General features: G+C 40.6%; 23 protein-coding genes and 1 pseudogene. 9 read left to right on the forward strand and 15 right to left on the reverse strand.

The genetic code is table 11. From position 1 onward, the window contains the following. Positions 1–57: 57 nt before the first annotated feature. Positions 58–579, forward strand: a complete 522-nt coding sequence (locus H6G79_RS09775) for an FKBP-type peptidyl-prolyl cis-trans isomerase (RefSeq protein ID WP_190589225.1) — start codon at positions 58–60, stop codon at positions 577–579. A gap of 52 nt (positions 580–631) precedes the next feature. Here H6G79_RS09775 and dnaB read toward each other — a convergent pair whose 3' ends face one another. Continuing rightward, positions 632–2,008 (reverse strand): replicative DNA helicase, encoded by a 1,377-nt coding sequence (gene dnaB, locus H6G79_RS09780; RefSeq protein WP_190589224.1) that lies wholly within the window; start codon positions 2,006–2,008, stop codon positions 632–634. Between the two features lie 69 nt (positions 2,009–2,077). On the opposite strand from dnaB, the gene H6G79_RS09785 reads away from it, so the two are divergent. Then, the gene (locus H6G79_RS09785; RefSeq protein ID WP_190589223.1) at positions 2,078–2,353 is read left to right on the forward strand and encodes a hypothetical protein; all 276 of its coding nucleotides are present in this window, start codon (positions 2,078–2,080) and stop codon (positions 2,351–2,353) included. Positions 2,354–2,459: 106 nt separating this feature from the next. On the opposite strand, the gene H6G79_RS09790 is transcribed toward H6G79_RS09785, so the two are convergent. From H6G79_RS09790 to H6G79_RS36660, 3 genes and pseudogenes are all read right to left on the reverse strand, one after another. Next, entirely contained in the window at positions 2,460–2,741 is a 282-nt protein-coding gene (locus H6G79_RS09790) for a hypothetical protein (RefSeq protein WP_190589222.1), read from the reverse strand. A gap of 324 nt (positions 2,742–3,065) precedes the next feature. Next, positions 3,066–3,608 carry an REP-associated tyrosine transposase gene (locus H6G79_RS09795; RefSeq protein ID WP_190589221.1) on the reverse strand — a complete coding sequence of 181 codons (543 nt, stop codon included), beginning with the start codon at positions 3,606–3,608 and terminating at the stop codon, positions 3,066–3,068. A 20-nt stretch (positions 3,609–3,628) separates the two neighbouring features. Further along, positions 3,629–3,796, reverse strand: a pseudogene (locus H6G79_RS36660) (IS701 family transposase); the annotation flags it as partial. Positions 3,797–4,095: 299 nt separating this feature from the next. Between H6G79_RS36660 and mnmA the strand changes: the two are divergent. Next, the gene (gene mnmA / locus H6G79_RS09805; protein ID WP_190589219.1) at positions 4,096–5,151 is read left to right on the forward strand and encodes a tRNA 2-thiouridine(34) synthase MnmA; all 1,056 of its coding nucleotides are present in this window, start codon (positions 4,096–4,098) and stop codon (positions 5,149–5,151) included. Positions 5,152–5,208: 57 nt separating this feature from the next. Here the strand turns inward: mnmA and H6G79_RS09810 are convergent, their stop codons facing one another. Next, positions 5,209–5,673 carry a hypothetical protein gene (locus H6G79_RS09810; protein WP_190589218.1) on the reverse strand — a complete coding sequence of 155 codons (465 nt, stop codon included), beginning with the start codon at positions 5,671–5,673 and terminating at the stop codon, positions 5,209–5,211. A gap of 140 nt (positions 5,674–5,813) precedes the next feature. Between H6G79_RS09810 and sat the strand changes: the two genes are divergently transcribed. The 4 genes from sat to H6G79_RS09830 all read left to right on the forward strand — a co-directional run bounded on the left by sat (position 5,814) and on the right by H6G79_RS09830 (position 11,178). Next, positions 5,814–7,004: a sulfate adenylyltransferase gene (sat, locus tag H6G79_RS09815; RefSeq protein WP_190589217.1), complete on the forward strand. Its 1,191-nt coding sequence runs from the start codon at positions 5,814–5,816 to the stop codon at positions 7,002–7,004. 319 nt (positions 7,005–7,323) lie between these two features. Further along, entirely contained in the window at positions 7,324–9,432 is a 2,109-nt protein-coding gene (locus H6G79_RS09820) for a caspase family protein (RefSeq protein ID WP_190589215.1), read from the forward strand. Positions 9,433–9,631: 199 nt separating this feature from the next. Further along, complete coding sequence (locus H6G79_RS09825; protein ID WP_190589213.1) at positions 9,632–10,147, forward strand: DUF2059 domain-containing protein; 516 nt, start codon at positions 9,632–9,634, stop codon at positions 10,145–10,147. Positions 10,148–10,338: 191 nt separating this feature from the next. After that, on the forward strand, positions 10,339–11,178 hold the full coding sequence (locus tag H6G79_RS09830; protein ID WP_190589211.1) for an alpha/beta fold hydrolase: 840 nt from the start codon (positions 10,339–10,341) through the stop codon (positions 11,176–11,178). A 60-nt stretch (positions 11,179–11,238) separates the two neighbouring features. Here H6G79_RS09830 and H6G79_RS09835 read toward each other — a convergent pair whose 3' ends face one another. The 5 genes from H6G79_RS09835 to carA all read right to left on the reverse strand — a co-directional run bounded on the left by H6G79_RS09835 (position 11,239) and on the right by carA (position 15,302). Beyond that, positions 11,239–11,541 (reverse strand): DUF1816 domain-containing protein, encoded by a 303-nt coding sequence (locus H6G79_RS09835; RefSeq protein ID WP_190589209.1) that lies wholly within the window; start codon positions 11,539–11,541, stop codon positions 11,239–11,241. Between the two features lie 96 nt (positions 11,542–11,637). After that, on the reverse strand, positions 11,638–12,615 hold the full coding sequence (gene rlmB / locus H6G79_RS09840) for a 23S rRNA (guanosine(2251)-2'-O)-methyltransferase RlmB (protein ID WP_190589206.1): 978 nt from the start codon (positions 12,613–12,615) through the stop codon (positions 11,638–11,640). Between the two features lie 96 nt (positions 12,616–12,711). Then, the gene (locus H6G79_RS09845) at positions 12,712–13,197 is read right to left on the reverse strand and encodes a ribonuclease III domain-containing protein (protein WP_190589204.1); all 486 of its coding nucleotides are present in this window, start codon (positions 13,195–13,197) and stop codon (positions 12,712–12,714) included. Between the two features lie 401 nt (positions 13,198–13,598). Continuing rightward, positions 13,599–14,000 carry an STAS domain-containing protein gene (locus H6G79_RS09850; protein ID WP_190589202.1) on the reverse strand — a complete coding sequence of 134 codons (402 nt, stop codon included), beginning with the start codon at positions 13,998–14,000 and terminating at the stop codon, positions 13,599–13,601. A 153-nt stretch (positions 14,001–14,153) separates the two neighbouring features. Then, positions 14,154–15,302 (reverse strand): glutamine-hydrolyzing carbamoyl-phosphate synthase small subunit, encoded by a 1,149-nt coding sequence (carA, locus tag H6G79_RS09855; RefSeq protein ID WP_190589200.1) that lies wholly within the window; start codon positions 15,300–15,302, stop codon positions 14,154–14,156. A gap of 247 nt (positions 15,303–15,549) precedes the next feature. Here carA and H6G79_RS09860 point away from each other — a divergent pair, with 247 nt between their 5' ends. Next, a complete protein-coding gene (locus tag H6G79_RS09860) occupies positions 15,550–16,593 on the forward strand; it encodes a TIGR02281 family clan AA aspartic protease (RefSeq protein ID WP_190589198.1) in 1,044 nt (347 codons plus the stop codon). Here the strand turns inward: H6G79_RS09860 and trpD are convergent. From trpD to H6G79_RS09875, 3 genes are all read right to left on the reverse strand, one after another. Next, positions 16,523–17,578 carry an anthranilate phosphoribosyltransferase gene (gene trpD / locus H6G79_RS09865; protein WP_190589196.1) on the reverse strand — a complete coding sequence of 352 codons (1,056 nt, stop codon included), beginning with the start codon at positions 17,576–17,578 and terminating at the stop codon, positions 16,523–16,525. The two genes, H6G79_RS09860 and trpD, sit on opposite strands and share 71 nt — an antisense overlap. Before the next feature lie 104 nt (positions 17,579–17,682). Beyond that, positions 17,683–18,570 (reverse strand): DNA adenine methylase, encoded by an 888-nt coding sequence (locus H6G79_RS09870; protein WP_190589194.1) that lies wholly within the window; start codon positions 18,568–18,570, stop codon positions 17,683–17,685. 13 nt (positions 18,571–18,583) lie between these two features. Then, a complete protein-coding gene (locus tag H6G79_RS09875) occupies positions 18,584–19,720 on the reverse strand; it encodes a hypothetical protein (protein WP_190589192.1) in 1,137 nt (378 codons plus the stop codon). Between the two features lie 198 nt (positions 19,721–19,918). On the opposite strand from H6G79_RS09875, the gene H6G79_RS09880 reads away from it, so the two are divergent. Beyond that, positions 19,919–20,638 (forward strand): cytochrome b/b6 domain-containing protein, encoded by a 720-nt coding sequence (locus H6G79_RS09880; RefSeq protein WP_190589190.1) that lies wholly within the window; start codon positions 19,919–19,921, stop codon positions 20,636–20,638. Between the two features lie 312 nt (positions 20,639–20,950). On the opposite strand, the gene H6G79_RS09885 is transcribed toward H6G79_RS09880, so the two are convergent. Together H6G79_RS09885 and H6G79_RS09890 are read right to left on the reverse strand one after the other, a co-directional pair. Next, positions 20,951–22,048, reverse strand: coding sequence for a hypothetical protein (locus H6G79_RS09885; RefSeq protein ID WP_190589189.1), 1,098 nt, complete (start codon positions 22,046–22,048; stop codon positions 20,951–20,953). Positions 22,049–22,139: 91 nt separating this feature from the next. Further along, entirely contained in the window at positions 22,140–25,523 is a 3,384-nt protein-coding gene (locus H6G79_RS09890) for a virulence factor SrfB (protein ID WP_190589187.1), read from the reverse strand. Positions 25,524–25,637: the final 114 nt, after the last annotated feature.

Genomic DNA, 25,637 nt, shown 5'->3' on the forward strand with positions numbered 1-25,637 from the left:
AAAATGTGTCCTGTTGGTATTGCTTTTACCAAACGACCTCAGTATGGAGGACTAATTTTGAAAGCAATTTTACTCAGCGTGGGTGTCATGCTGGCTTGTGTGGTGGTTTTAGTGTTAGCACAATTAGGCGGTAAACCTGAGACTGCTGTTGCGGCTAATTTGACCCAAGCGCAATCATCCCCCACTACCATTACAAAAAACGATACTCTGATAGCGAATAACACTATGTCTGATAAAAATGTTGTCACAACTCCTTCTGGACTAAAATACGTTGAAATCACAGAGGGAACTGGGGCGACTCCTGAACCTGGCCAAATAGTTGTAGTTCACTACACTGGCACTTTAGAAGATGGAACTCAGTTTGATAGTTCCCGCGATCGCGGTCAACCTTTCCAGTTTAAAATCGGCATTGGACAGGTAATCAAAGGTTGGGACGAAGGACTCAGCACAATGAAAGTTGGCGGTCGGCGTGAGTTGATTATCCCTTCTGAGTTGGGCTATGGTTCTCGTGGCGCTGGTGGTGTAATTCCACCTAACGCTACCCTAATTTTTGATGTGGAATTGCTTGGTGTTAAATAAAGTCTGAAGTGTGAAGTGTGAAGTATGAAATTTCATACTTCACACTTCATAGTTAATAATTTGGTCTGGCTAGGTTTTTAAATTTGGTATATTGCGGGTCGAATAAAAGTTTTACTGTACCTGTTGGGCCGTTGCGGTGTTTTGCTACTATGACTTCAGCAATGCCGCGATCGGGGGTATCTGGTGAATAATATTCATCGCGGTATAACATAATAACCAAATCCGCATCTTGTTCAATACTGCCGCTTTCTCTCAAATCAGATAACATTGGGCGCTTGTTGGTACGTGCTTCTACACCGCGACTTAACTGTGATAATGCAATTATAGGTACAGATAACTCACGGGCTAAACCTTTAAGACTGCGCGTAATGCGAGATAATTCTTGTACGCGGTTATCGCCTGCGCCTTCCATTAATTGCAGGTAATCTATGATAATCAAGCCTAAATCAGTTCCTTGTTCAGCTTGTAATCTTCTGGCTTGCGATCGCATCTCGTTGACTGTTATATTCGGCGTATCATCAATGTAAAGTGGAATCTCGGAAAGCATACCAATTGCCCGACTTAACGGTTCCCACTGGGTTTGGCTAATACGTCCACTCCGGAGATAACCAGATTCAATTCCCGCTTCACTGGCTAATAGTCGCTGTACTAGCTGTTCTTTGGACATTTCTAAGCTAAAAACAGCAACTGGTAATTTATATAAAGCAGCGATATTATGACCTAAATTCAAGCAGAATGCGGTTTTTCCCATTGACGGCCTGCCAGCAACGATAATCAAATCAGAACGCTGAAAACCGCTAGTCATAGCATCTAAATCATAAAAGCCACAAGGAATCCCAGGTAAAGCGACACCTTGATGGCGTGTTTCAATATCTTGAAAAGTATTGACTAAAGTATCAGAAATATGCACTAAACCTGATTGGGGTCGTTCTTGGGTGACACCAAAAACTTTTTGTTCTGCTTTGTCTAAAACTATGGGTAATTCGGTTTCTGTCTCGTAACCAAGATGGACAATTTCGTTACCAGCTTTAATTAACTGTCGCCGCAGGTATTTTTCCATGACTAAGCCTGCTAAAGCGTCGATGTTAACAGCAGAAACTGTCCTGTCTACGAGGGTGGCTAGTTTATTTCTCCCACCAATCTTCGCTAGTAAATCATTATCAGTTAACCAACTGGTAATAGATAGTAAATCTGTGGGTTTACTTTGGGCGTGGAGACGCAGGGCGGCTTGATAAATATCTTTATGGGCGCTAATGTAAAATGCTTCAGGAACTAAGCGATCGCTAACTCGACCAATCGCTTCTGGATCTAGTAAAATTCCCCCCAAAATCGCTTCTTCTGCTTCAATATTTTGGGGTGGTAGGCGTTGCCCGGAGAGGTTGCCGTAGGCATCGCTACCATCGCCTTGAAAACTTAATTCTTCCGCCATATACGATTTTGGATGAGTAATTTAGGATATCACTTACGTTAACCTTAGCTAAAACATAGCGAATTGCCTTTGTATTCTGTTTCTGAAGGTGTCTGTGCTGACAAAGGTGAGGTTTGGAGTTATATAACTGTACCATCTGTGTTGATGGCGATCGCACCGTTGCTGGGGTTGGTTTTGATGGTTAGAGTACGATCGCCTGATCTTGTAGGTTGGGTGGAACGAAGTGGAACCCAACAAATGCCACTAAGAAAACCGCAAAACTTTCAACTACCAAAATATCTCAATTCCAACGGTAAAATTTACGCTGCAATATTTTACCTGTTGCAATATCTTCTCAAAATATGATGATTTGATGTTGGGTGACGGCGCAACATAGATTTAGTGTGTCTCTACAAATATCCTTGTGCGCCTGCACCCAACCTACAATAACTGCTGAATTTAGGATTTTTGACTAGTTTCCATAGACAGAGGCAGCTAAAAGCATTTCTGCTACAATACGCCAAGTTATATCATTGACGTTAATGTCCTCATTCAAATTTGAATAATAGCCAGACATATCAACTGTAAACTTAGCAAGACCATCTAAATAAAGAGATAAATCGGCATTTTCCCACTCATTTTTATTTTCCTTGTAATCTTGGATAAGGCATTTTAAAAAATGCTCGAATTCTTCCTTTGAACTAATAGTTCTAGCATATTCAACTAATTCGTCACCCGTAAATATATTCTTCATGGTTTATTCCTTAATTTAATTGAAGAACCATCATTTTTGGTTGTAAATTTAAATTGCTGCCGTTTGGGTACATGATCCAGTACGATCGCCTGATCTTGTAGGTTGGGTGGAACGAAGTGGAACCCAACAAATGCCACGAAGAAAACCGCAAAACTTTCAACTACCAAAATATTTTAATTCAAACGGTAAAATTCACGCTGCAATTATTTTACCTGTCACAATATTTTCTCAAAATATTATAATTTGGTGTTGGGTTACGGCGCAATATAGATTTACCGTGTTCTTTTCAATATCTCTTGTGCGCCTTCACCCAACCTACGAATATTATTCATTTCCTATATCTTGGGGAAATTCTATATCTTCTTCTGCACCCCAATCAATATGATATATTCCTCGCTGTACATACAACATAAAACTGGAATATTGCCAATCTTTAGGTGCTTTGACATAGCCATGTTTAACGGGGTTGTAATGGATGTAATCACAATGGCGAATAAAATCAACTTCATCTTTAATTTGATGTTCCCAAAATCGGCGTTGCCAAACTGCTAATTCGCCTTTATTTTGACGCGATGCTGATATTTTTCCATGATATTTAACATCGCAACGATGACTAAAATAGTTTTTAATTAATCGCCAACGATTGGAAAAATCACTATCTCCTGGTGGTAAACTCCAAAGACAATGGATATGGTTTGGTAAAATAGCGATCGCATCTACAATCAATGGATGTTGTGCAATCACTTTTTTGAATGCTTGTCGCAATAAAATAATATTCTCTGGTTCGCAGAGAAATTCCTGGCGCTTGTGAGTAACCACAGTGAAGAAAAAAGTACCTCCTTCTACTTTTGCTCTGCGGTATTCCATGACATAATTTACAAGGTATTCATGATGCTAATCAAGTAAGAAAATCCTGTAGAAAGTTGAGGAATAGGAAATACCTTGAGCCAAGGTTTAATCAAATTGAAAAAGATTAAAGGTTGAACAATCAGACGTAAATTTTTTAAAATATTCTTCCAACCATAATTTTCATCCCACAAGGGATGCTCCGCAAATATTTTGACATTCAAGACAGTCGCTACACCAGTATAAGTTTTTAGCCTTAACTGAAATGTATTGATGTATAGCCACAATTTATGACTAGCAATATTTATTAGTCACCCAAGTGCTTGACTAGCAAGGGTTTGAGATATGTATGCTACAATTGAGCAGTCGCGCAGCTGTCTTTAAAAAAGCCGATCGCTCAGTCAGGGTATTTAGATCCGCTAGTCGGATATCTTACAGCCCATCAGAATTAATGGAAACAGTTCTAATTTCTGTCGTCAGCAGCTGCTAGTCTAAAAACATTAAAGATATGAAAAAAGTTGTCGTTGGTCTTTCCGGTGGCGTTGACAGTTCTGTTGCTGCTGCTATCTTACATAATCAGGGCTATGAAGTAATTGGTTTGACCCTTTGGCTGATGAAAGGCAAAGGGCAATGTTGCTCTGAAGGAATGATCGACGCGGCTGATATTTGCGAACAACTAGGTATTCCCCATCAAGTTGTGGATATTCGGGATGTCTTTCAGAGCAATATTGTTGATTATTTAGTGTCTGGTTATAGTGCGGGAATTACGCCGTTACCTTGTTCCCAGTGCAATAAAACGGTGAAGTTTGGCCCGATGGTGGAATATGCTCGTGAACAATTGGGATGCGATCGCATTGCCACTGGTCATTATGCCCAGATTAATTATGATGATGCAAGTGGGCGTTATCAGTTACTAAGAGCAGTTGACCGTAACAAAGACCAGTCTTACTTTTTGTATGATTTGTCTCAAGATTTACTCGCAGCTTCCGTATTTCCTCTGGGTGAACTAGAAAAAACAGATACGCGCCGGATTGCTGCGGAATATAATTTGAAAACTGCCGACAAACCAGAAAGTCAAGACTTGTGCTTAGTGGAAAGCAATGGTTCCATGCGGGCATTTTTAGATAAATATCTTGCTCCCAAAAAAGGGGATATTGTGGATACCACAGGTAAAGTTTTGGGACAACATGATGGTGTCCATCATTACACCATTGGTCAGCGCAAAGGTTTAGGCATTGCGGCGGCTGAACCATTATACGTGGTGGAATTGGATGCTGTGAATAATCGGGTTGTGGTAGGCGATCGCACCAAAGTAACTCAGCCAGAATGTACAGTCGGGCGAGTAAATTGGGTTTCCATCGCTGAACCCTCCACACCAATTCAAGCTGAAGTTCAAGTCCGCTATCGTTCTCAGCCTGTACCAGTGACGGTAATTCCTCTGGAAAATTCCCGTGTCCGCTTGGTATTTGATGAACCCCAGTTCAGCATTACCCCAGGACAAGCAGCAGTTTGGTACAACGGGGTAAAAGTGTTAGGCGGCGGAATTATTGAGCAGTTTAGTTAAATGCTTGTGTAGAGACGTTAAAATTCAATGTCTCTACTCATCGTCAGTATTTAGCTGTTAAGCATGAGTACCCGTGCTTCTACGTGGTTCATAATTGGGATACTTTTGATTGAATTCTTCAATAAGTGTGCATATCTCATTTTTTAGTTGTGTTGATTGATTACGGTATAACGAAGGTAGCCAGTAGAGAGTTTTATACACACATAATGGCGCAATATCTATCTGAGCTTTGATAATCTCAAGTACTCGCTTGTAACCTAAATTGGGCAGAACAGCTTTGATATACCATTCCACCGTGCTTGCGTCACCATAGACTAAACCATTTGCGAGAATCACTTCTAAAAAAATAGGTTTGAGTTGCGATCGCTTGGCTAATTTACAACCCTGCCCAGGATTTGCGTTTAATACGCGCCAAACAAAGGTAAATTTTTCCTCATCATTAAGTTGTCGCAGCCACTTCAATAACTCATTTTCCTGTTTTGAATCAATGAGTTCATCAGCGTACTTGAGAGGGTCAAACATACTTGATGGGCAATAACTACTTTTTTCAATCTTCTTTTGACTAATTTTACAGAAGTATTTTTACTCTCTGTACCAGCATTTGATAAGTTAGTTAATACATAGTTTGCAACAATTACAGTTATCGCTAAGAGGGGATTACGTTGAGTCACCATCAAGATGCTATTGCGCCGCACGGTGGAGAGTTAGTTAATCGCATCGCCACACCGGAACAAAGAGAAGAGTTTCTGTCTCAGGCGGAATTTTTGCCTCGTGTGCAACTAGACGAGCGTGCGGTTTCTGATTTAGAAATGATTGCGATCGGTGCTTTTAGTCCACTCACTGGTTTTATGAACCAGTCGGACTACGATCGCGTTGTCACTGAAATGCGTCTGGCTAACGGTCTGGTATGGTCAATTCCAATTACACTTTCGGTAGCAGAAGAAGTTGCTTCTCCCCTAAAAGAAGGTGATTTAATTCGCTTAGATAACCCCGCAGGTCGGTTTATTGGGGTTTTACAACTCACACAAAAATATACTTACGACAAAATCCGCGAAGCTGTCAATGTCTACCGCACAGATGACGCAAATCATCCTGGTGTGCAGGTAGTTTATAACCAAGGTTCTGTACATCTTGCTGGTGATATCTGGCTGTTGCAACGAGATCCCCATCCTCAGTTTCCCACTTATCAAATTGACCCCTCTGCTTCACGGCAAATGTTTCGGGAAAATGGTTGGAAAACTGTTGTGGGTTTCCAAACCCGCAACCCCATCCACCGCGCTCATGAATATATCCAAAAGTGCGCCTTGGAAACTGTAGACGCTCTATTTTTGCACCCATTGGTAGGCGCAACTAAAGATGATGACATTGCTGCTGATGTGCGGATGCGCTGCTATGAAATTTTGCTGGAGCATTATTATCCCCACGATCGCGTAGTTTTAGCAATTAACCCAGCCGCAATGCGTTACGCTGGCCCCCGTGAGGCTATCTTCCATGCTTTAGTTCGCAAAAACTACGGCTGTACTCACTTCATTGTCGGGCGGGATCATGCTGGCGTTGGCGATTATTATGGCACTTATGACGCTCAATACATCTTTGATGAATTTGAGCCAAGTGAAATCGGAATTGTACCGATGAAGTTTGAACACGCTTTCTACTGCACACGTACCAAGCAAATGGCGACGACTAAAACCAGTCCCAGCAAACCAGAAGAACGTATTCACCTTTCAGGTACAAAAGTCAGAGAAATGCTGCGTCGCGGTGAATTACCCCCACCAGAATTCTCCCGCCCAGAAGTTGCAGCCGAATTGGCGCGGGCGATGCGAGTTCCCATTCCTGTTCCAGCCTTGACTTAATCAATAGATGAGGCGTAGAGACTCTCATCTTGCATCTAGCCCTAGCGATTAGAAATCGGGGCTATACAAACAAAGTCCGCCTGCGCGGACTGAGAGAAAATCAAGGTTCTTAACCCGCATAGGCGGGTTTTGCCCGTGTAGCCGCGACTTCCAGTCGCCTAATGCAAGACTCTACAAGATTTATTAGGGATAGCTGCTCATCGAATTGCCATAAGTTTTAAACTTGTCAAGATGTAAATAGTAAAAACTTTAACTTTACAGTCACGACTTCAGCCCTTTAAGCTGTTAGCTGACAGGCTGAGGACTGATAGCTAACTTTATGCAGCGTCGGACTTTTTTAAAACGGATTGGCTCAATACTGGCGGTGTTGGGTGTCACGGAAGCGGAATTGTTTACTTGGAGTCAGCACTACCAAGCTTTAGCACAACCCACGCCCCGAAAACTAGCTTTATTAGTCGGCATTAATCAATACCGCAAAAGTCCTTCGCTGAGTGGCTGTCTTACCGATGTGGAATTGCAGAAAGAACTGTTGATTCATCGGTTCGGCTTTGTACCTGCCAATATTTTGACGTTAACTGATGAACAAGCGAGTCGGGAATTTATTGAGGCGGCTTGTTTAGATCATCTTGGTAAACAAGTCAAATCTGATGATGTAGTTGTTTTTCACTTTAGCGGCTATGGTACGCGCATCAGGATAAACGAGTCTGATGAAACACTACAAAATGCTTTAGTGCCAACCAACGAAAATTTAGAAATTCAAGATGAGAAGATAGCTACTTATATTTTAGAAGAGACTCTGTTATTGTTGCTGCGATCGCTCCCTACAGAAAAGGTCACAGCAATATTAGATACTAGTTATGATCTGCCTAGTACAATTCAACCCACAAATTGGCGAATTCGCGCCCGTCAAGAGTTAGCCGCCAAGTTAGCCACCGCAGAAATTGAATTTCTCGAACAACTCAAAACGAAAGCTTCATTGACCAATGCAGTTATCTTATCTGCCACTACTGATCCCAAACAAGTAGCCCAAGAAGGACTATTTTCGGGGTTTAGTGCTGGCTTATTTACCTATGCTTTAACTCAGTACCTCTGGGAAACCACTCCCACTACCACACTGCAATTTAGCCTTGCTCATGTAGACAGTGCAATGTCTAAATGGGGTAGTAAACAGCATCCGAGTTTAGTCAATAGCAAAAAGGCCGTAACCAGCGAAAGCTTGCTGTTAGACCAAAATCTTGGTGCTGAGGGAGCAATTTTAAACATAGAAGAAGATGGAAAAACCGTCCAAATTTGGCTAGGAGGACTCCCACCACAAGTATTAGAAAACTACGGTGTCAATTCTCGCTTGACTTCTGCAAATGGAGAACAGCTAATATTGCGATCGCGTACAGGGTTAACAGCCAAAGCGCAAATTTCTGGTTTAGAATTAGCCACTCCTCTGCAAGTTGGGCAACTAATTCAAGAAGCAGTGAGAATTTTACCACGCAATGTTAGTTTAAATATCGGTTTAGATTCTGGGTTGGAAAGAATTGAAAGAGTTGATGCTACTAGCGCCTTTGCCGCAATGGCATCTATGGTTAGTGTCGTCACTGGAGAACAACCACCCGATTATATATTTGGTAAACTTTCCCAAACTCCCAGCCGTTATGGTTTATTAGCTCCGGCTGGACAATTAATTGCCAATGACGCAGGGGAAGTTGGGGAAGCTGTGAAGGTAGCAGTTACAAGGTTAGCTACAAAATTGCCACATTTACTAGCAGCCAAGTTATGGCGACTCACAGAAAATGAAGGTTCTTCCCGCCTACCAATCAAAGGCAGTTTAGAAATAGTGAATGGGATATCACCAAAGGTCATTTTACAAAGAGAAACCTTACGCACTCTTGACACAAAAACATTACCCAAAAAATCACTCAGCACTTCCATTGTGCCGATTGGTAGTCGGATTCAATACCGCATCCACAATAAAGGCGATCGCACAGTATATTTAATGCTAATAGGATTGAAAAATCATAGAACTGCGATCGCTTTTTACCCTTGGCAAACCGTGGAAGAACCCAACACTTCCGAAACAAAACCCGTACTCCAACAAGTAGTCATCCCGGCTGGCGAAACCATAACTCTGCCAAACAATACAGCTACATCTGGATGGCCGATTTCAGGGCCAGCTTACGAATGTGAACACCAATTAATTTTGAGTCTTGCACCCTTCACCACCACCCTCAAAGCTTTAGAAACTGCTAAATATCCCACAGGCGACCAACAACCAATCGGTGCATTAGTCAATCCTTGGGAAATCGCCCAAGCCATCTTACAAGATTTACATAACGCCAGCCTTACCACCGCCGAAACCAATGCAACAGCGAATGATTTTTATACATTAAATGTGAATCATTGGGCTAGTTTTAACTTTAGTTTTCACGTCAATTGAAATCTGAAGTCTGACAGTAGAATAAATATTTATGCCAAACCGATACATCCATTAAAATTGTCAGTTTTTAGCCAAAATTAGGCAACCACAAGTGGTCAGGTTCATGTACAAAAAACATAATATAACAGGATAATTGAGCCGCAGTATGGATTAGACTTTTGGCGTAATTTTATATCGAATTTCAGGTACTTCAATTCCTATGTTCAAAGTAAAGTTAAAATTTTCAAGGTTTCTCGGATTGTTGCTTATCGTCTGCTTTACGTTCTTCACGGTATATGTAGCGAATTCTCAACAACTCCCTTTAGTTGAATACCAATCAAAAACACCTCCCAAAGCAACCTCCAAGTATAAATTAGCAACTGAGGTACTACTAGAGATAGGAATTGCACAAAGATACGATCTGCATTTCGACCACTTGATTGGCACGTTAATAGGTAAGGGCGACGATTTTAAGCTTTATACCAGGTTTAGGAAGATGTTTGTACGAGAAATCGGTTGGAGATACTTCAAAGATGCCTATGCAGCAAGATTGGAAGCTGATTTTTCGGAAGATGAATTAAAGAAATTGTTAAATTTATCAAAGCAACCTGTGATGAAAAAGTTGTTGCAGTCTGAAGTTAAAGCATATATGGATACGTCTAAACAAAGGTTCAAAATGGGATTTGAATTGTGGGAGAACTATAATAACGGCAAAATCAGTTTACCACCAGACTAGATTTCCAGCCGCATTCAGAAGGGCTATAACAAATCATTGGAACTGATGTTTCTGTGTTGATTTGGAGTCGTTCAATTGCTGCTCAATTAAGCCGTTGATCAATATACAAAGGTAGGCGAAGATTGATTTCTTCCTTCAATATATATTAATCATTCTAGATTCTGACTTCTGAATTTTTACTCTCAAATTACATGGTTCCAACTGTGGGTACTGTCAGCCTTAACACCTACGTTCAAGGTCAAGGATTTCCAATTTTAGCGATACATGGTCATCCTGGTTCTGGTCGTAGTCTTTCTGTATTTACTAATCACTTATCTCAACGCTTTCAAACTTTCGCTCCAGATTTGCGTGGTTATGGCAAAAGCCGCTATCAAGGTAATTTTGCCATGACAGACCATTTAACCGACCTAGAAGCCCTTTTAGACCGCTTTGCCATTGAAAAATGCTTGATATTGGGTTGGTCACTAGGTGGAATTTTAGCGATGGAATTAGCTTTTAAGATGCCAGAGCGTGTCACGGGGCTAATTTTGATAGCCACAGCCGCTAGACCTTACGGTAGTCATCCGCCGATTACTTGGCAGGATAACTTGTATACAGGCATTGCAGCTTTGTTAAATTTAATTAAGCCTAGTTGGCAATGGAATATTGATACATTTGGTAAGCGATCGCTGTTTCGTTACTTGATTCAACAGCATAATGCCACTGCCTATAAATACATTGCCCAAGCAGCAGTCCCAGCTTATTTACAAACCTCACCTGCTGCGACTCGTGCTTTATCCAATGCTTTGCGCTCTCGATACAATCGTCTAGCAGAACTAGAGCAAGTTAATTGCCCTAGCCTAGTACTAGCAGGCGCTCAAGACCGCCACATCACAGCCGAATCTAGTTTAGAAACCGCTAGACATCTCAAAGATAGTCAGTGGCAATGTTACCCCGACACCGCACATCTTTTCCCGTGGGAAATTCCGCATCAAGTACTGAGCGACATCGACCACTGGTTAGAAGCGCACCAAGAAAATTTTAGATTTTAGATTTGCGATTTTGGATTGCAAGTTAATCTAACATCCAAAATCCCAAATTAATTGCCTGAATTAAATCTGACCGCTAAAGGCAGGCTTTACTTTGCGGTCAATCCGTTCCCCCAAGTCGTCGGCAATTGTCAAATTATCTGGCTTGCAGCGTTTGACATTCACTTGTATTCCTTGCGCCCCTTCCAGTTCTAAATCTTCCACATAGCCTTTTAAGGCTAATTTGGCATCAGCAGAAGTGAGAAATGGCCCAAAGTAGTAAGTGCAACGGGGGTTTTGTGTTAGTATTTCTACCCACCACGCTAATCCGAGACTATTAAATGTGTTGATTAAAGCTTCTTTCATGTCGTACCCGATGGTTTTCATGGTAGTTGCTGATTGATCAATCTGGTAGTAGTTGTTAGATACTACGTTGTGATTGTGGTTGCTTTACATTTCTTTATACTCTTTTGCTCTTTTTTTTCAAAGAGGTTTTGGTAACTTATTTAGATACAAAGTGTTCAAAGAACGTTGGCGATAAACCTCGTAAAGTGCCATCCCAGCAGCAACAGAGGCATTTAAACTAGGGGTTTTTCCTTGTAAGGGAATTGACACCAAAACATCACATGCACGTTGAGTTAACATGCTTAAGCCTTCGCCTTCGGAGCCGATGACTAAAACTATAGGCCCGCTAAAACGTATTGTATGTATGGGTTCGCTTCCTGTAGCGGCGGTACCATAAATCCAAAAACCAGCTTCTTTGAGTTCTTCTAAAGCGCGGCTGAGGTTAATTACTCTTGATACTGCAAAGTTTTCTAAAGCGCCGGCGGCAACTTTGACGACTGTTGAAGTGATCCCTACAGCTCGTCTTTGGGGGATAACCAAACCTTGAGCGCCAATTGCTTCCGCAGTGCGGATAATTGCTCCTAAGTTATGTGGGTCGGTGATCCCCTCCGCGACAACAATCACGGGATCATTGACAGCAGATTTAGCTTGAGCAACTAAGTCTGGTAATTCTAGGTAGGAATAGGGGGCGATTTGGGCTGCTATTCCTTGGTGATTAGCGCCTTCGGTAATTTGGTCAAGACGCTTGGGTTCTACTTCATCGATAACTGTGCCATTTTCTTTTGCTTGTAGTAGCAAGTTGTGAAATCGGGGATCGTAGCGTAACCGCGCTGTTACCCACACACGATTGAGTTCCCGTTGACTTTCTAAAGCACTCAAAACTGGATGACGACCGTAGATTAAATCATTTTCGTTATCTTCTGTTTTCTTGAGAATGGGAGATTGATAAGAAAACTGATGATTTGCCGAGGAATTGCTTGGTGTGGCGTGGTTTTCACGCTCTCCTGGTTTGGCTTTCCGAATCGGACTACCACTAAAACGCTTGCCTTTAATTTTCACAGTCCGCCCACGATTGGGTTCACCAGATGTCTGGAGCTTTTTGGGTTTGCTAGTCATAATGAGTTTCTATGTATGAGCTTATAAGTAGGCATCCTGAATATTTAAAGGTGCTGAACCGAACACACCAATTTTTGAATGCTCAGGTGAAATGTCTCACTCTTGTTCGAGATGAAGTTTTTGCAACAATTCGGTTAAGCGTGGGATATCGGTAAGATACAAGTAACCAATCAAAGTTTCTAAGCTAGTTGCTTGTTGATAAATTTCGGGAGCAAGGCGTTTAGGCCGTCCGGTCGAGGCGTTACGTCCTCTGCGGACAATTTCTAGTTCGGCTTCCCTCAGATGAGGAATCAGCGATCGCAAATGTAGGGCTTGTGTTTCTGCTCTCACCTGAGCCACTACCAAACGGTGATAAGTTTCTAGCCGTTGTAATGGCAATAGATAGAACATTCTAGCATAAAGCTCATAGATTGCATCTCCTACATAAGCAAGAGCAGCCGGAGAAATTTGCTGCACTTGGCTTGGGGAAATTGTTTGGTGTAGTTGTACATTGCTGGCTAGACAGGCTTGCACCCAAGATAAATCATCAGATGTAGGAGGTTCATCTTGTCTATCTATTGGTTCTTCCTCCTCGGAGTCCACAAATTTATCATTCCTTAACAGAATACTTTTAGACGATTAATTTTTCTTGAATATATTTAAAATATCTTACGTAGCACAATCTATACTATCAGGATTACCCAATTAATTCTATCTTTTTAGGGGAGATTTTCTACTGGAGTTGGAATTTCTTAAGAAGAGGAATGGTTGAGGCTGGGTGTAGGGGTGTGGGGGTGTAAGGGTATAAGGGTTTTGCACAAATACAACCTACACCCTTTTTGCGATAAAAGGATTTATGAAATATGTCAGTTTTGTAGATTTCAATCAAAATGGCTGGCTTTGATACCTCTCTCACGAGGAGAGAGGTTAGCGTCCAGTTTTGATAAAAATTAAGCTATCCAGATAAACTATCGGATAGCTGAATTTCACCCCCAGTCAAACTATCAAGACCCTTTGATATTTTCGAGAGCCGCGTCCACTGTGGCTTGCAGAGAGAGGAACTTCTCTAAGCGAACAAGTTTGACTGTTTGGGTGACACGGGCATTTGTAACAATTTGCAAGGTGCCTTCAGCGTTTTGAGCCTGCTTGGCTAGCTGTACCAAGGCTCCCAAGCCAGAGCTATCAACGAAGTCAATTTGAGAGAGATCCAGAATAATGTGCTTTGGCCCCTCGTCAATTTTGCCGCCTAGTACCTTGCGAAATGTCGGTTCAGAAAAGGCATCTAACAAACCTGTGAGGCGGAATAGCTGACAGTTATCCCGGATTTCACGAGTGCCTCTGAGGCTTACGGTTAGATTAAGTGGCTCAGCAATAATTCCCTCCTGATAATTAAAGTGAACGCTCAAGTATAGATGGTTTTTATGCACATTGTCTACAACCTGCTGAGATAGCAGAGTTTAGGCAACGTAAAAAGTAAAAGTTTTTTGACTTTTGCCTTTTAACTTTTAATTTTTACAGATCCCATCTAGCACTTTTTATATTTTTACTTAACCTCACCATTAAACTGTGCGTAGTGATCGCATTGCTTGGACAAATTGCTCAAATAGATAATCAGCATCATGGGGGCCAGGGCTGGCTTCGGGGTGATACTGTACCGAGAAGATGGGCAAAGATTTATGGCGGACACCAGCAACAGTGCGATCGTTTAAGTTGAGGTGGCTGATCTCAACCAATGTTTGAGGTAAAGTATCTGGGTTAATGGCAAAACTGTGATTTTGGCTGGTGATTTCGATCCGCCGTTGTAAACCCGCAGGCTGATTTAACCCCCGATGGCCAAATTTAAGTTTAAAGGTTTCTGCACCCAGGGCGTGACCTAAAATTTGGTGTCCCATACAAATACCAAACATGGGTTTTTGGCTTTCTAATAGGGTTTTGACGGTTTCAATCCCTTCTGTAACGGCAGAGGGATCGCCAGGGCCGTTGGAAAGAAAGATGCCATCTGGGTTGTAGCTGAGAATTTCTGCGGCGGGTGTGTTGACTGGGACAACAATCACGCGACAACCATAACTAGCCAATCGCCGCAAGATATTGCGCTTCACCCCAAAGTCAATGGCGACAACTGTAAATGTTTCTTCGCCATTAGTAATGTTTTCGGGATTAAATTCCCATTCGGGAATAGTGGGTTCTGACCATTCATAAACTTGGGGTGTGCTGACTTCCTTGACGAGATTCAAGCCAGCCATATTGGGAAATGCTTGGACTTGTTCTAGCAGTTCGGCTTCATCCAAAATTTCTGTAGAAATTCCACCATTCATTGCGCCGAACATCCGAATTTTGCGGGTGAGAGCGCGGGTATCAATGCCGTAGATACCGGGAATTTGATTTTGTTTGAGGTAGTCGGGTAAAGATTGGGTCGATCGCCAGTTACTCGGTTTATGACAAATATTGCGAGCGATCGCACCTTGCACTTGCGGCCGCAATGATTCTTCATCTTCAGGATTAACGCCTGTGTTGCCCAATTCAGGATAGGTAAAAATGACAATTTGACCGCAGTAACTAGGGTCAGTCAAAACTTCTTGATAGCCAGTCATGCCAGTGTTAAACACCACTTCCCCGATTGTGGTTCCCGTCGCACCGAAAGACCAACCACGGTAAGCAGTGCCATCTGCCAAGACAAGTAAAGCGGGTATTGCGTCAGACAGGGACATAGGCGATAGATTAGGGATGGGGTAAGTAAGAAGTTTGAAGTAAGAAGTCTGAAGTATTAAGTCTGAAATTTGAGATTTTTACTTCGACACTGCGTCTTCATCCTAAAAAAGTGTAAATCATCAAATGCAAAGTCTGACACTTCATACTTCATAATTCATACTTCATAATTCTGAATTATTTTCCCAGGGTGATTCGGTGGCAGGAGTAGTTTTGCAGTTGTTTGGCTAGGTAAAATAGATATCAATTATGCTTCAGTCTTTTTTATCTCGTACAGCCCCGATTTTTCTCGCAAGTGCTTTAGCTGTGTTGGGCGTTGCCTGTAGTGAAGACCAACAGACTACTGAGACTGTTAGTAATCAACAATCTGTGGTCACTGACAATTCATCAGTGACACCACCTGTTGCATCAACAGCCCCAGTCACCAGCCCAAAATCAGCAGCATTGCCGCCGTCGGCGCTTAAACCCGATACTTTTCAGTTGGGACTAGACAAAGCCGCAGGAGCTGTAGCTATCAGCCAATCGGCTCAATCAATTCAAGATTGGAATTTGGTGGTACATCAGTTTCAAGAGGCGATCGCTCTCATGGAACAAGTCAGCCGCCAAAGTCCTGATTATGTGTCGGCTCAAGGCAAAATTGTCGAATACCAGCGTAAGGTAACGTATGCGCGGCAAAAGGCGAATCCGAATTTGCCACAGCCATCAGCTGACAATCAAAACGTAGTCGTGGCAGTTCCCTCGCCAAAAACTGTGGCTAAATTTGTGCCACAACAAACTGTCCCAACCAGACAACAGCCAGAACAGCGCGTTTTTTCCTCAACAGAAATTCTGCCACGGGAAAAAAATGTGTTTGTTGCGCCGATTAAACGCCGCGTGGGTGGTACGCCGATTGTGGAAGTCACTTTTAATGGTCAGCAGAAATTCGACATGATCGTAGATACAGGAGCCAGTGGCACTGTGATTACCCAGGAGATGGCGAATGTGTTAGGTATTATACCTGTGGGCAAAGCCAAGGCGAATACTGCGAGTTCTAGAGCCGTAGAATTTCCGGTGGGTTATGTTGATTCGATGGCAGTTAGCGGGGTGAGGGTGAATCGAGTGCCAGTGGCGATCGCTGGGACAGATTTAGAAACTGGCTTATTGGGACATGACTTTTTTGGTAATTACGATGTCACCATTAAGCGCAATGTTGTAGAATTCCGTCCCCAATCGCATTCTGAAGCTAATTCGATAGAAATTGAACTAGATCCTCCAACTTCTGCCACGGACTCCCGCTCTGTAGAATTTCCCTAGCCACACTCACGCCTTGAGCATGATCTAACAACGGGATCGCACCTGCAACCTGTAGAGCTAAGGAAGCATTTAAGGCTACAGCATCTTGTTGTGCTGTGGTTCCTTTGCCTTGCAGTACAGCTTTGAGAATTTCCGCATTTTCCTGGACATCACCACCCTTAAGGGCATTGATAGACACAGGTGTTACACCCACCTCTTGAGGATTGAGAGTTGTTAACTGCACTTTGCCATCAGATAACACAGCTAAATCAGTTAAATCCCCCAGGCTGGCTTCATCAATTCTTTCCCGCCCGTGTAAAACGATCGCTTTTTGTTTGCCCAGATTATGTAAGGCTTGAGCCACAGTTTCTAAAAGTTTGGGTGTAAATAACCCCACCACTTGCCCAGTCGGACGCAAGGGATTAACTAACGGCCCCAGTAAGTTGAAAACAGTGCGAATCCTCAAATTGCGCCGCAATTGAGCCACCGCCTTTAAGGCTGGATGCCAACCGGGGGCAAATAAAAAGGTGATCCCGACTTCTTGCAAGGCGGCTTGGACTTTTTCACTAGGTGCGCTTAAGTTGACACCCAATGCTTCTAAAACATCCGCGCTACCCGTCAGACTAGAGGCGGAACGATTGCCATGTTTGGCTACAGGGACACCATAAGCCGCGACAACAAAAGCCACCGCCGTGGAAATGTTGAAAGTCGATGAACCATCACCGCCAGTTCCGCAAGTGTCTATGATAGTGCTGAGTGCTGAGTGCTGAGTGCTGAGTGGTCTACTCTGAGATTGTAAGACTTCAGCCATACCTGTTAATTCTTCGGCGGAAACGCCTTTAAAATTGAGGGCGGTTAAAATTGCTCCTGATAATTCTGGGGGAACAGCTTCACTCAGCCACCCTTGCATTAATTCCGCAGCTTGGGGGCGTGTCAAAGATTGACCGTCTATTAATTGCTGTAGCAGAATATACCAGCTTGTAGAAATTTCTGAGGAACTTGTCATAGCTAGGGTTTTAAGTGATGAAAATGCGATCGCTAAGGCTTTCTAAAAAGCGGACATGGCAGCTATCGTACCGGAAAATGAGCAGCTATCAAAGTTAGTTGAGTTCAAATATCAAGGCTTAATTGAATAAACTGGTTCATATCATTTTGACTTTGCATTTCGTTTGATAAATGCTTGACAACTTGGTAATTAGTAATAAATAGCTCGTTACCTTTAGCCGCACTATTCTGTTTATAATTATTCATTCCATACTGTAATTCCCACTCAAAAATATAAATATTATCACATTTAAAATTATCACGAATTTGTGGAGAATTATCGTAAGTAATCAGCCAAGGATGATGGCATTGTTTTAAGCTTTCAGCAAATCTTTGATGTTCAAAAGAGGTGTGTAAGTCTCCATCCTTACCATAGAGTCTAGATTTAGTAGCACTAAAATATGGCGGGTCTAAAAATAAAAATACATTTTCACCTTTTTCATTTAACAGGCAACTATAATCTAAGTTAGTTATTTTTATGTCTGCTGTTAAAATAGACTCTAGCTTTTCTAAACGATCAATTGAAGAATGCGTAAATCTTTTATGAAAAGATTCCTGAGAAAAACCACCAGATTCTATAGTTCCTGAAAAAGTAATTCTGTTAAGGATAAAGAAACGTACTGCTCTTTCTAAATCAGACAAACTTTTTACGTCTACAGTAGTTAGTTCTGTGAATAATAACTTACCATCTGTATATTGATTTTTTATCCTGCGTATTTCTTGAACTAATAGAAATATATCAGATTGCGCGATTTTCCAAAATAAGAATAGTTCTGGATTTAAATCATTAATCCAAATTTTTAAATTAGGATATATTTGCTTTAAATAAATAAATACAGAACCACCGCCAACAAAAGGTTCTCGAAATTCTGAAAAATTATCTGGTAAGTATTCAATAATCTGTTTTATCGCTTTGGATTTGCCTCCAGGATAGCGGAGGGGACTTTTGAGCATAATTATAAATCTTTTATGAATTTCCAGACACTTCTATTTTCAATTTATCATTATTTACTGCTTCTAAACCCAGTTTCCTAATAATTTGTTTTTGAGGATTATTAAATACTTTGCTATTGATGTTGAGAAAATTTTCAATTTCTTCTAATGAAGCGTCTGGTAATATTAAGCAATCTTTAACTTTATTGCCAGTCAGCTTTAACTTAGTATTAAATAAAACTTGTTGATTATTGAGCATCAAAGAATCTAAATTAGAAAATAAAATTAGCTTAAATAAACCATCTTGAATATCTGGGAGTTTCGGAAAAGATGCTTGTGATGTATTTTTTGATTCTTGTATGACACATATATCTTTATCAAAGATAATCTCATCAGGAGTTAAATAATAAATCCCTCCTAAATAGTTTTCAATACTAAAAGTAGATTTTAATCCATCTACTAAATATTCTAGTTTATGAGAAGTAAGGGCTTCTCTTTTACTAGCACTTTGAGAACCTTTAAGAGAGATATTTTTAAATTCATCAAACTCATCTGTGATTTTTCTGAGATATTTATCTATACCTGCTCGTGAGTGAATTTGAACTCCACTTTGACGAGAGATACTTTCATACGAATCCAATGCAGTTTCAAAAATATTAACAAACCTAGATTCAAATAAACTTTTATTCCAATGCAGTGCGCTTTGACGATATGCCAGTATTTCATCTATTTGCTCTTTAATAAATAAATTATCAAATTTTTGGTTAGTAAGTTTATTTCTGTCTATTTGTCCTTTTTTATTGCTTTTCTCTGCTGTTTTATAGTAAGCCAGAACAATATAAATATTTAGCAAGTTCATCCAAGATACTGTAGAATATTGAATTGCATCTCTATCACCATCTTTACCTTCATCTTTAAGTACAGGGATAATTGTTATTATTTTGGATGAATTATATGTATTGTAAATCCTTGCAAAAGGATAGCTTCTAGTTCTTTTAGGTGATACCCATTTTGAATATGCTATTTCTGTTTTAGGTGTTCTGATTAAACCATATCCACCTACTTTATTAATATCAAAATCATCAAAATTAGTTTCAATTAGTTTATCATTTAAGAATGTTCTATAAGTTACACCCTTAATAAAACCAGTAAAATGCAAAATGTTAGACATAATTTAAAACTTTAAGATGATTTTTTCAAAGCCATATAAAATTATATGCGAGTTAATTCTTATCTTAAGAATATAAATGAGATATTAAAACTATACAAGGCACAATTCAATTTTCCCTAATTTCCTTCTAAGCATAGTTATGAAGTGACTCTTTATCTTAAAATATCTTTATATTTGTTGTAGAGAATAAATGTTTTTATGTCTCGTTCTGTTCCCTATCAACCGTTGTGGTTGCGACTACTGCATGGCGTGAGTGGAATTTTTGCGATCGCCGCCATCATTACTGGATTTCTAGTTTACAATACTTACGATGGTAGATTTGGTAAAATTCCATTTCCGCAACTTGGCGATATTCAAGGGATTCATGGCACTTTTGCCTTATTTTTCTTGATTATACTGCCAGCATTTGCACTTTACAGCTTTCATGCTGGGAATAGGCGACTTATCCAAGCTAATTCATGGGAACAACTGCGCCAAGTTGGTAAACCAATTTGGTGGGTGAGTTTGCAAAGACTAGCTAACACTCTCATGCTAATTGCTTCAGTTTTTTCTGTAGTTTCTGGCAGGATGATGAAAGAAGAATGGCTTCCTGCTGGAGAAATTAATCAGATTTGGTATACGTTACATCTTATCGCTTGGTGTGTGATAGTCGGCTGTTTAGCTATTCATCTTTTAATGTCTATTAAAGTGGGTGGTGTGCCATTATTATTGTCTATGTTTTCTTGGCAAGTTCGCCCCGAAGATAGTCCAAATCAATGGGCGACTCGTTACCATACTTGGTGGAGTAGCTTGCAAACTAACTTTGGTGAAAGAGCTAATCAATTGTTAGATAATAATTTAAGTTTGAGAATTATTGAGGCATTTGTATTGATTGGAGTTGTTGTTGCATTTCTCCTACCTGTATTTTTTTCGGAATAGTAATATTATTTCTAACACCAAAAAAATAATTAACCGCAGATGGACGCAGATAAACGCGGATGAATTTGTCTTCTAAGCAAGTAAAAATCGCTCTAATTTTGATTAAAAATCTTAGGCGTAGGCGTAGGTTGGGTGGAGGAACGGAACCCAACATTCACGCATACTTTGTTGGGTGTAGCGATAGCGAAACCCAACCTACTATTATTAATAGGTTCTGGATAATAAAACTTTTAATTCTCACGCAGAGGCGCAAAGACGCAAAGAGTATTTCCTTACTCTCTGTGTTCTCTGTGGCTCGTTAAAATAATTCTATTAGCGTAATGAACGAAATATTACCCGTCCTGGAAATTCTTCTTGATTAATGCGTGTATAGACTCGCAAACAAGTTAAAACTTCTCCAGGAATACCGCCACAATTTAGCTGTAAATCATCTTTGGAAAAAGCACATATATCAGCATAAAGTCCTGACAGTTGACGAATTCTGACATTGTGTCCTGATTTATTGGCTTTGTCTGCAATTTTTTTTAAGGTTCGCCGTGATTCTTGTTGTAATTTTCCCCACCATGAATAACGTTCAACTGGTGGAATGAATACTAAAGAATGTATGGCTTCATCTATATCAATCCATGCACGTACAATGGCTAAAATATCGTTATTTTCTTCAGCTTTTTGGGTGCGGTGAAAGCGGTCTGTTAAAGCTTCTATATATTGTTGTTGCTGTTCTGGTTTAGAATTGAAAGGAATAATATCAAAGCTAAAAATACTTTTTAAGGCATGATGTAAATCTGGTTCTATTTCTATAAATTTGAGATATAAATTTAAAAAACCTGCGAGTAATTGTAAATCTTCCGATTCGGGAAGGGGAAAAATTTTTGATTTTAAAAGTGCTTTTTGGGACAAACATAATCCCTGAATATTCACACTACCTTTGAGTCCAGGGTAAATGATTTCATCTCTGATAAAGGGAAGTTGGTAGAAATTAGAATCATCTTCTACTGCACCAATTTCTTGAGCTAAATCTAAGGTGCGTTGTTGCCAAAATACAGCTAAATCATCAGGTATTCGTAGCAATTTACGGTGAATTTTATGCCATAAATCAGCATCACTTTGGCTTTGTAAGGTTGCATCACCTAAATATAAGCTGAGTTCTGAGTCAGCATTCCAAGCATCACGCAAATGATTTAGTTTTAACTCATCTGAAAATTGGATAATAGTCGTTTCTTCTTGATGTGGAGGCTGCAACAAATCTTGGATTTCTTGCAGCAATTCTGCACAAATTTCAGCGCCAGGATCATCGGGTAATTCTGTATAGGCTTGGTTTAATGCAGCTTCTAGTCCATACAGGCTACACCGTAATAACCTGGCTAATTCGGAGTTTTCTGTTTCTAATAGTTGACGTAGATGCTGCATGATGAGTGGGGGTTTGCATTATTTTAAACTGCGCCTTTGCGCCTACCCTGCGGGAAGCCGCTACAGCGTCTATGCGCGAAACAATTCATTATTAATGTATTCCACAGAAGGGATCTCGTTCTTTATCGACTTCGTTAGGTTGCAATTCTAATTCCGCACGATAAACACAACCTTCTTGTTTTAAACATTCTTGACTGGTGGATGTCCAGTAGGGAACTTCGCCGGGGTGCATCCGCAAAATGCCTTTGTTGTCGAGGGTGACGCGATATTGGCAAGGGTAGTCTGTGGTGACGGATGGTTTACTGAGTGAACCGATACGTATCCATTTTTTTCTGTTAGTTTCGGTGTCGGTTTGATAGACGTAAAATGTGTGTTGTCCAGTGTAAGGAAAGGGTGGTAAGGGATTACTAATTAAACCTTTACTTGGTTGGGGTGAACCATCGCGGAGGTAATGAAATTCGTGTAGAGATTGGTTATCATTTGAGTCGATTTCAAAGACTAAATGATAGGCGTTTGGTTGATCTACGGTTGCTGACTCGATGACGTTAACTGCGATATCGCCATCGGTTAAGTCTTTATTTGGTCGTTCTACGGCGATGTTCCATTTTAGTTTACCATCGGCAAATAATGAGGTTTCGGAAGCTGCTAAGATTGCCGAACCGACATCAATACCGGGAACATCGATTAAATAATGGGGATTTCCTTGACATAATAAAACACTAAATTGTAATGTCTGGTCAATTTCAAATTGCACTTTGATTTTTTTGAGAAACTCCGCTTCTTCCATCCCTAATTTTTCCATGAGATGTTTACCGTCGAAGCTTCCCCACAATCTTAAATCACCGTCTTCGTAGTCTTGGCGATAAATAATATTAGTTAACTGTATACCTTGCCAAGCTGTACGCACTTTGGCGACTGTTTCCCAAGGTGCAATTTGATGGAGTTCTTGTCCGGCTTTAAAGATTGGTAGTAGTTCGTTGCTTTGGGTTTTGCGTTTGAAGTTGCAAGGTAAGTAATAAAATAGATTTTTAACGTCAATTTCTAATTGATTTGCACCTTTTTGTAGCAGTGCTTTTGATTCTTCAGGGTCAAATCTGAGTCGGCGTAATTTTTCGGCGTAACACGCACCTGCGGAGGTGGCGAGTTTAGTAAATTCTAAAACGAAGGTGATGCGTTCTGGGTTCCAAACGAAGTAGGGAGACTTGCTAAATTCTTGATAAATATGGCGTTGTACTAAGTCGAGATTGCAAGTTTTTCCTGAGAGAATTAACCAGTCAACTTTGTGGGTGTTCCAAGCGTCGATGGTGTTATCGTCTGAACGTAAGCGGCTTTCCATTAAGCCTTTAGCAATACCAATGGCTTCTTTAATAGCAGAAGTGGCAACACGTTCAAATTGTTGATTATCTAGGGTGACGGCAATATTATCGGGGTTGTGAATTTGATATTTAATGGCGCTTTGGGTGAGAAGTTCAGCAATTTGTTGTTCAGAGATTGTAAAGGTTACAAGTGAATTATCTGCTGGTAATTTTTGTCCGAGTTTGAGTTTGGCGGCTTCTGCATAATCCCACAATGTGTAGAAGGTTTGTAGACGTTGAGGTGCTTGTTGCCAACGGGTTGGTAAGACTTTTTCGGCTGTATCTAAGGCATCTTTATAAGCTGCGTCGCCTTCGGGATTTTCTCTATCTAGGCATTTTAATAAGCTGCCTGTTTTGAATTTTCCTTGGTCGATAAAACGCTCGTTTAATTCGGAACTAATTAAGTCTTCGAGTTTTTCGCTATCGATATCACCACGGGTAACTGCTGTTAAGAGAAAATCTGCGATCGCAACTTTTAATAACCTAAATACTCGCAGTGTAATTAATTCGCCACCGAGTTGTAAATGTCCTGATGAACCTAATAGTTTTGGCGTTAGTTTATAATACCTGCCACCTAAGCCTCGGTCTTCATTAGTGGCAAAGAATGGGGTTTTATCTTCTAAGGTTAATTCAATTAATGCTAAGTCTGTTGTACCGCCACCAATATCTAAAACTAATACATTTTGTGACCATTTATTGCCATCGCGTCGACAACGAGTTTTAAAAGATTCAATGCCAATATTTAAATTACCGCCAAATTCTCGCCACAAGAAAAATATCGCTACCGAAACAGCTTCATCATAAGCTGTTTGCACATCATCAATACCTAATTGTTCAACTAATTGCTTAACTTCTTTACGAACTACTGGCGGTGCAACAGTGGGGTAAGTAACAACTGCTGTTAACAGTTCACCTTCAGAAAATCTACGTCTAGCACGTTGGCGGTAATCTTCAGTTAAATCAATTAAATGCGCCCAAGCTGCTTGAATTAATTGGTTAACATTAATATTAATTTCAGTATCATTTAACATTACAGGGAATGTTTTATTCTGTCCAAAATATCGCTTTGGTGAATGATGAAACCGACTGATAATTTCTTTTAAAGAACTGCTAGTACCTTGGGCGATCGCTTTTTTGCGATTATCTCTTGCTTCTCGCCCCATTTTCAGTTTTAATACTTCTAAGTTGGCAATTTCTAACTCGCTGGGGATTTCGCTATCACGGCGGTCAATATCCAGAACTACGGGAATTAAATTTTGCGATTCTAAGGTGGGAACGCGAAAAACTTCATGATATATTTGATATAATTTTTTACTAGCGGTGCGTTGAAATTTTTCGCTATTACCTAAAGATAATTCGATTTGGCGAATTGCTTCTAAAAATCTTTCTCTGTTATCACTTTCAAAGATTTCGCTTAAACGGCTGGGTTCGGTTTCTAAGTTTTTACTAATATCAATAATAAATTTTTGCCACTCAACTTCGCTGATTTCTGGTAGTGCTTCGGAAGCGGGAGAATTGAGCCATTGCGACAGGCGATCGCGCAATCTTAATTCCTGTTCCCGTGGTAAAATTTCGGCAATGGGAATTTCTATCGGGTCGAACAAAGTCACGGTAGAGTTCGACGTACCAAAATCTAAAGCAAACCATCCCGGAAATCTTTTGACTTGTTGATAGTTAACTGGTTCTTCCGGCGGGTTTGGTAGTGACTCAGAATTCATAATTTGCGCTTCAGCAGTAGATGGTGTCCATAAATAACAAACAGCCTGAACTTGTCGCGGTTCAGATAATACTGGTTCCCCTGAAAAATCGGAATCAAAATATTCAACAATGACTTGTAAGTTACAGTTGATTGGTTCTGTTAAAGGTTTGTCTAATTTACAAGGATATTGTTCTAGTTGTCCGATTTGGGAAATTTTTGGGGTGACAGCATCAAAGGGTTTATATGCTTTTTGAATTTGGGTGATTAGTTCGCTGGGTGTGCCTTTAACGGAGAAGTTAATTCGGGCAATGTGGGGTACATTATTACCAATAGCGACTAGTTGAATGGTGGGAAGTTCTAAATATTCGTTGTCGTTAACTTGAACTTGAAAGCGTGGAGGGAGGCGAATTTCTACTGGCATTTTTTAGTTCCTTTCTTTTATTTCGCGCGAAGGTATAATTTCTCGAATAAATAAATTTACTATCTCACCATTAAACTACCTGCATTTTTTAAACGAACCGCAAAGATCGCAAAG

This window comes from Anabaena sp. FACHB-83 (genome assembly GCF_014697485.1).
In the GTDB taxonomy this organism is placed as follows: Bacteria; Cyanobacteriota; Cyanobacteriia; order Cyanobacteriales; family Nostocaceae; genus Nostoc_B.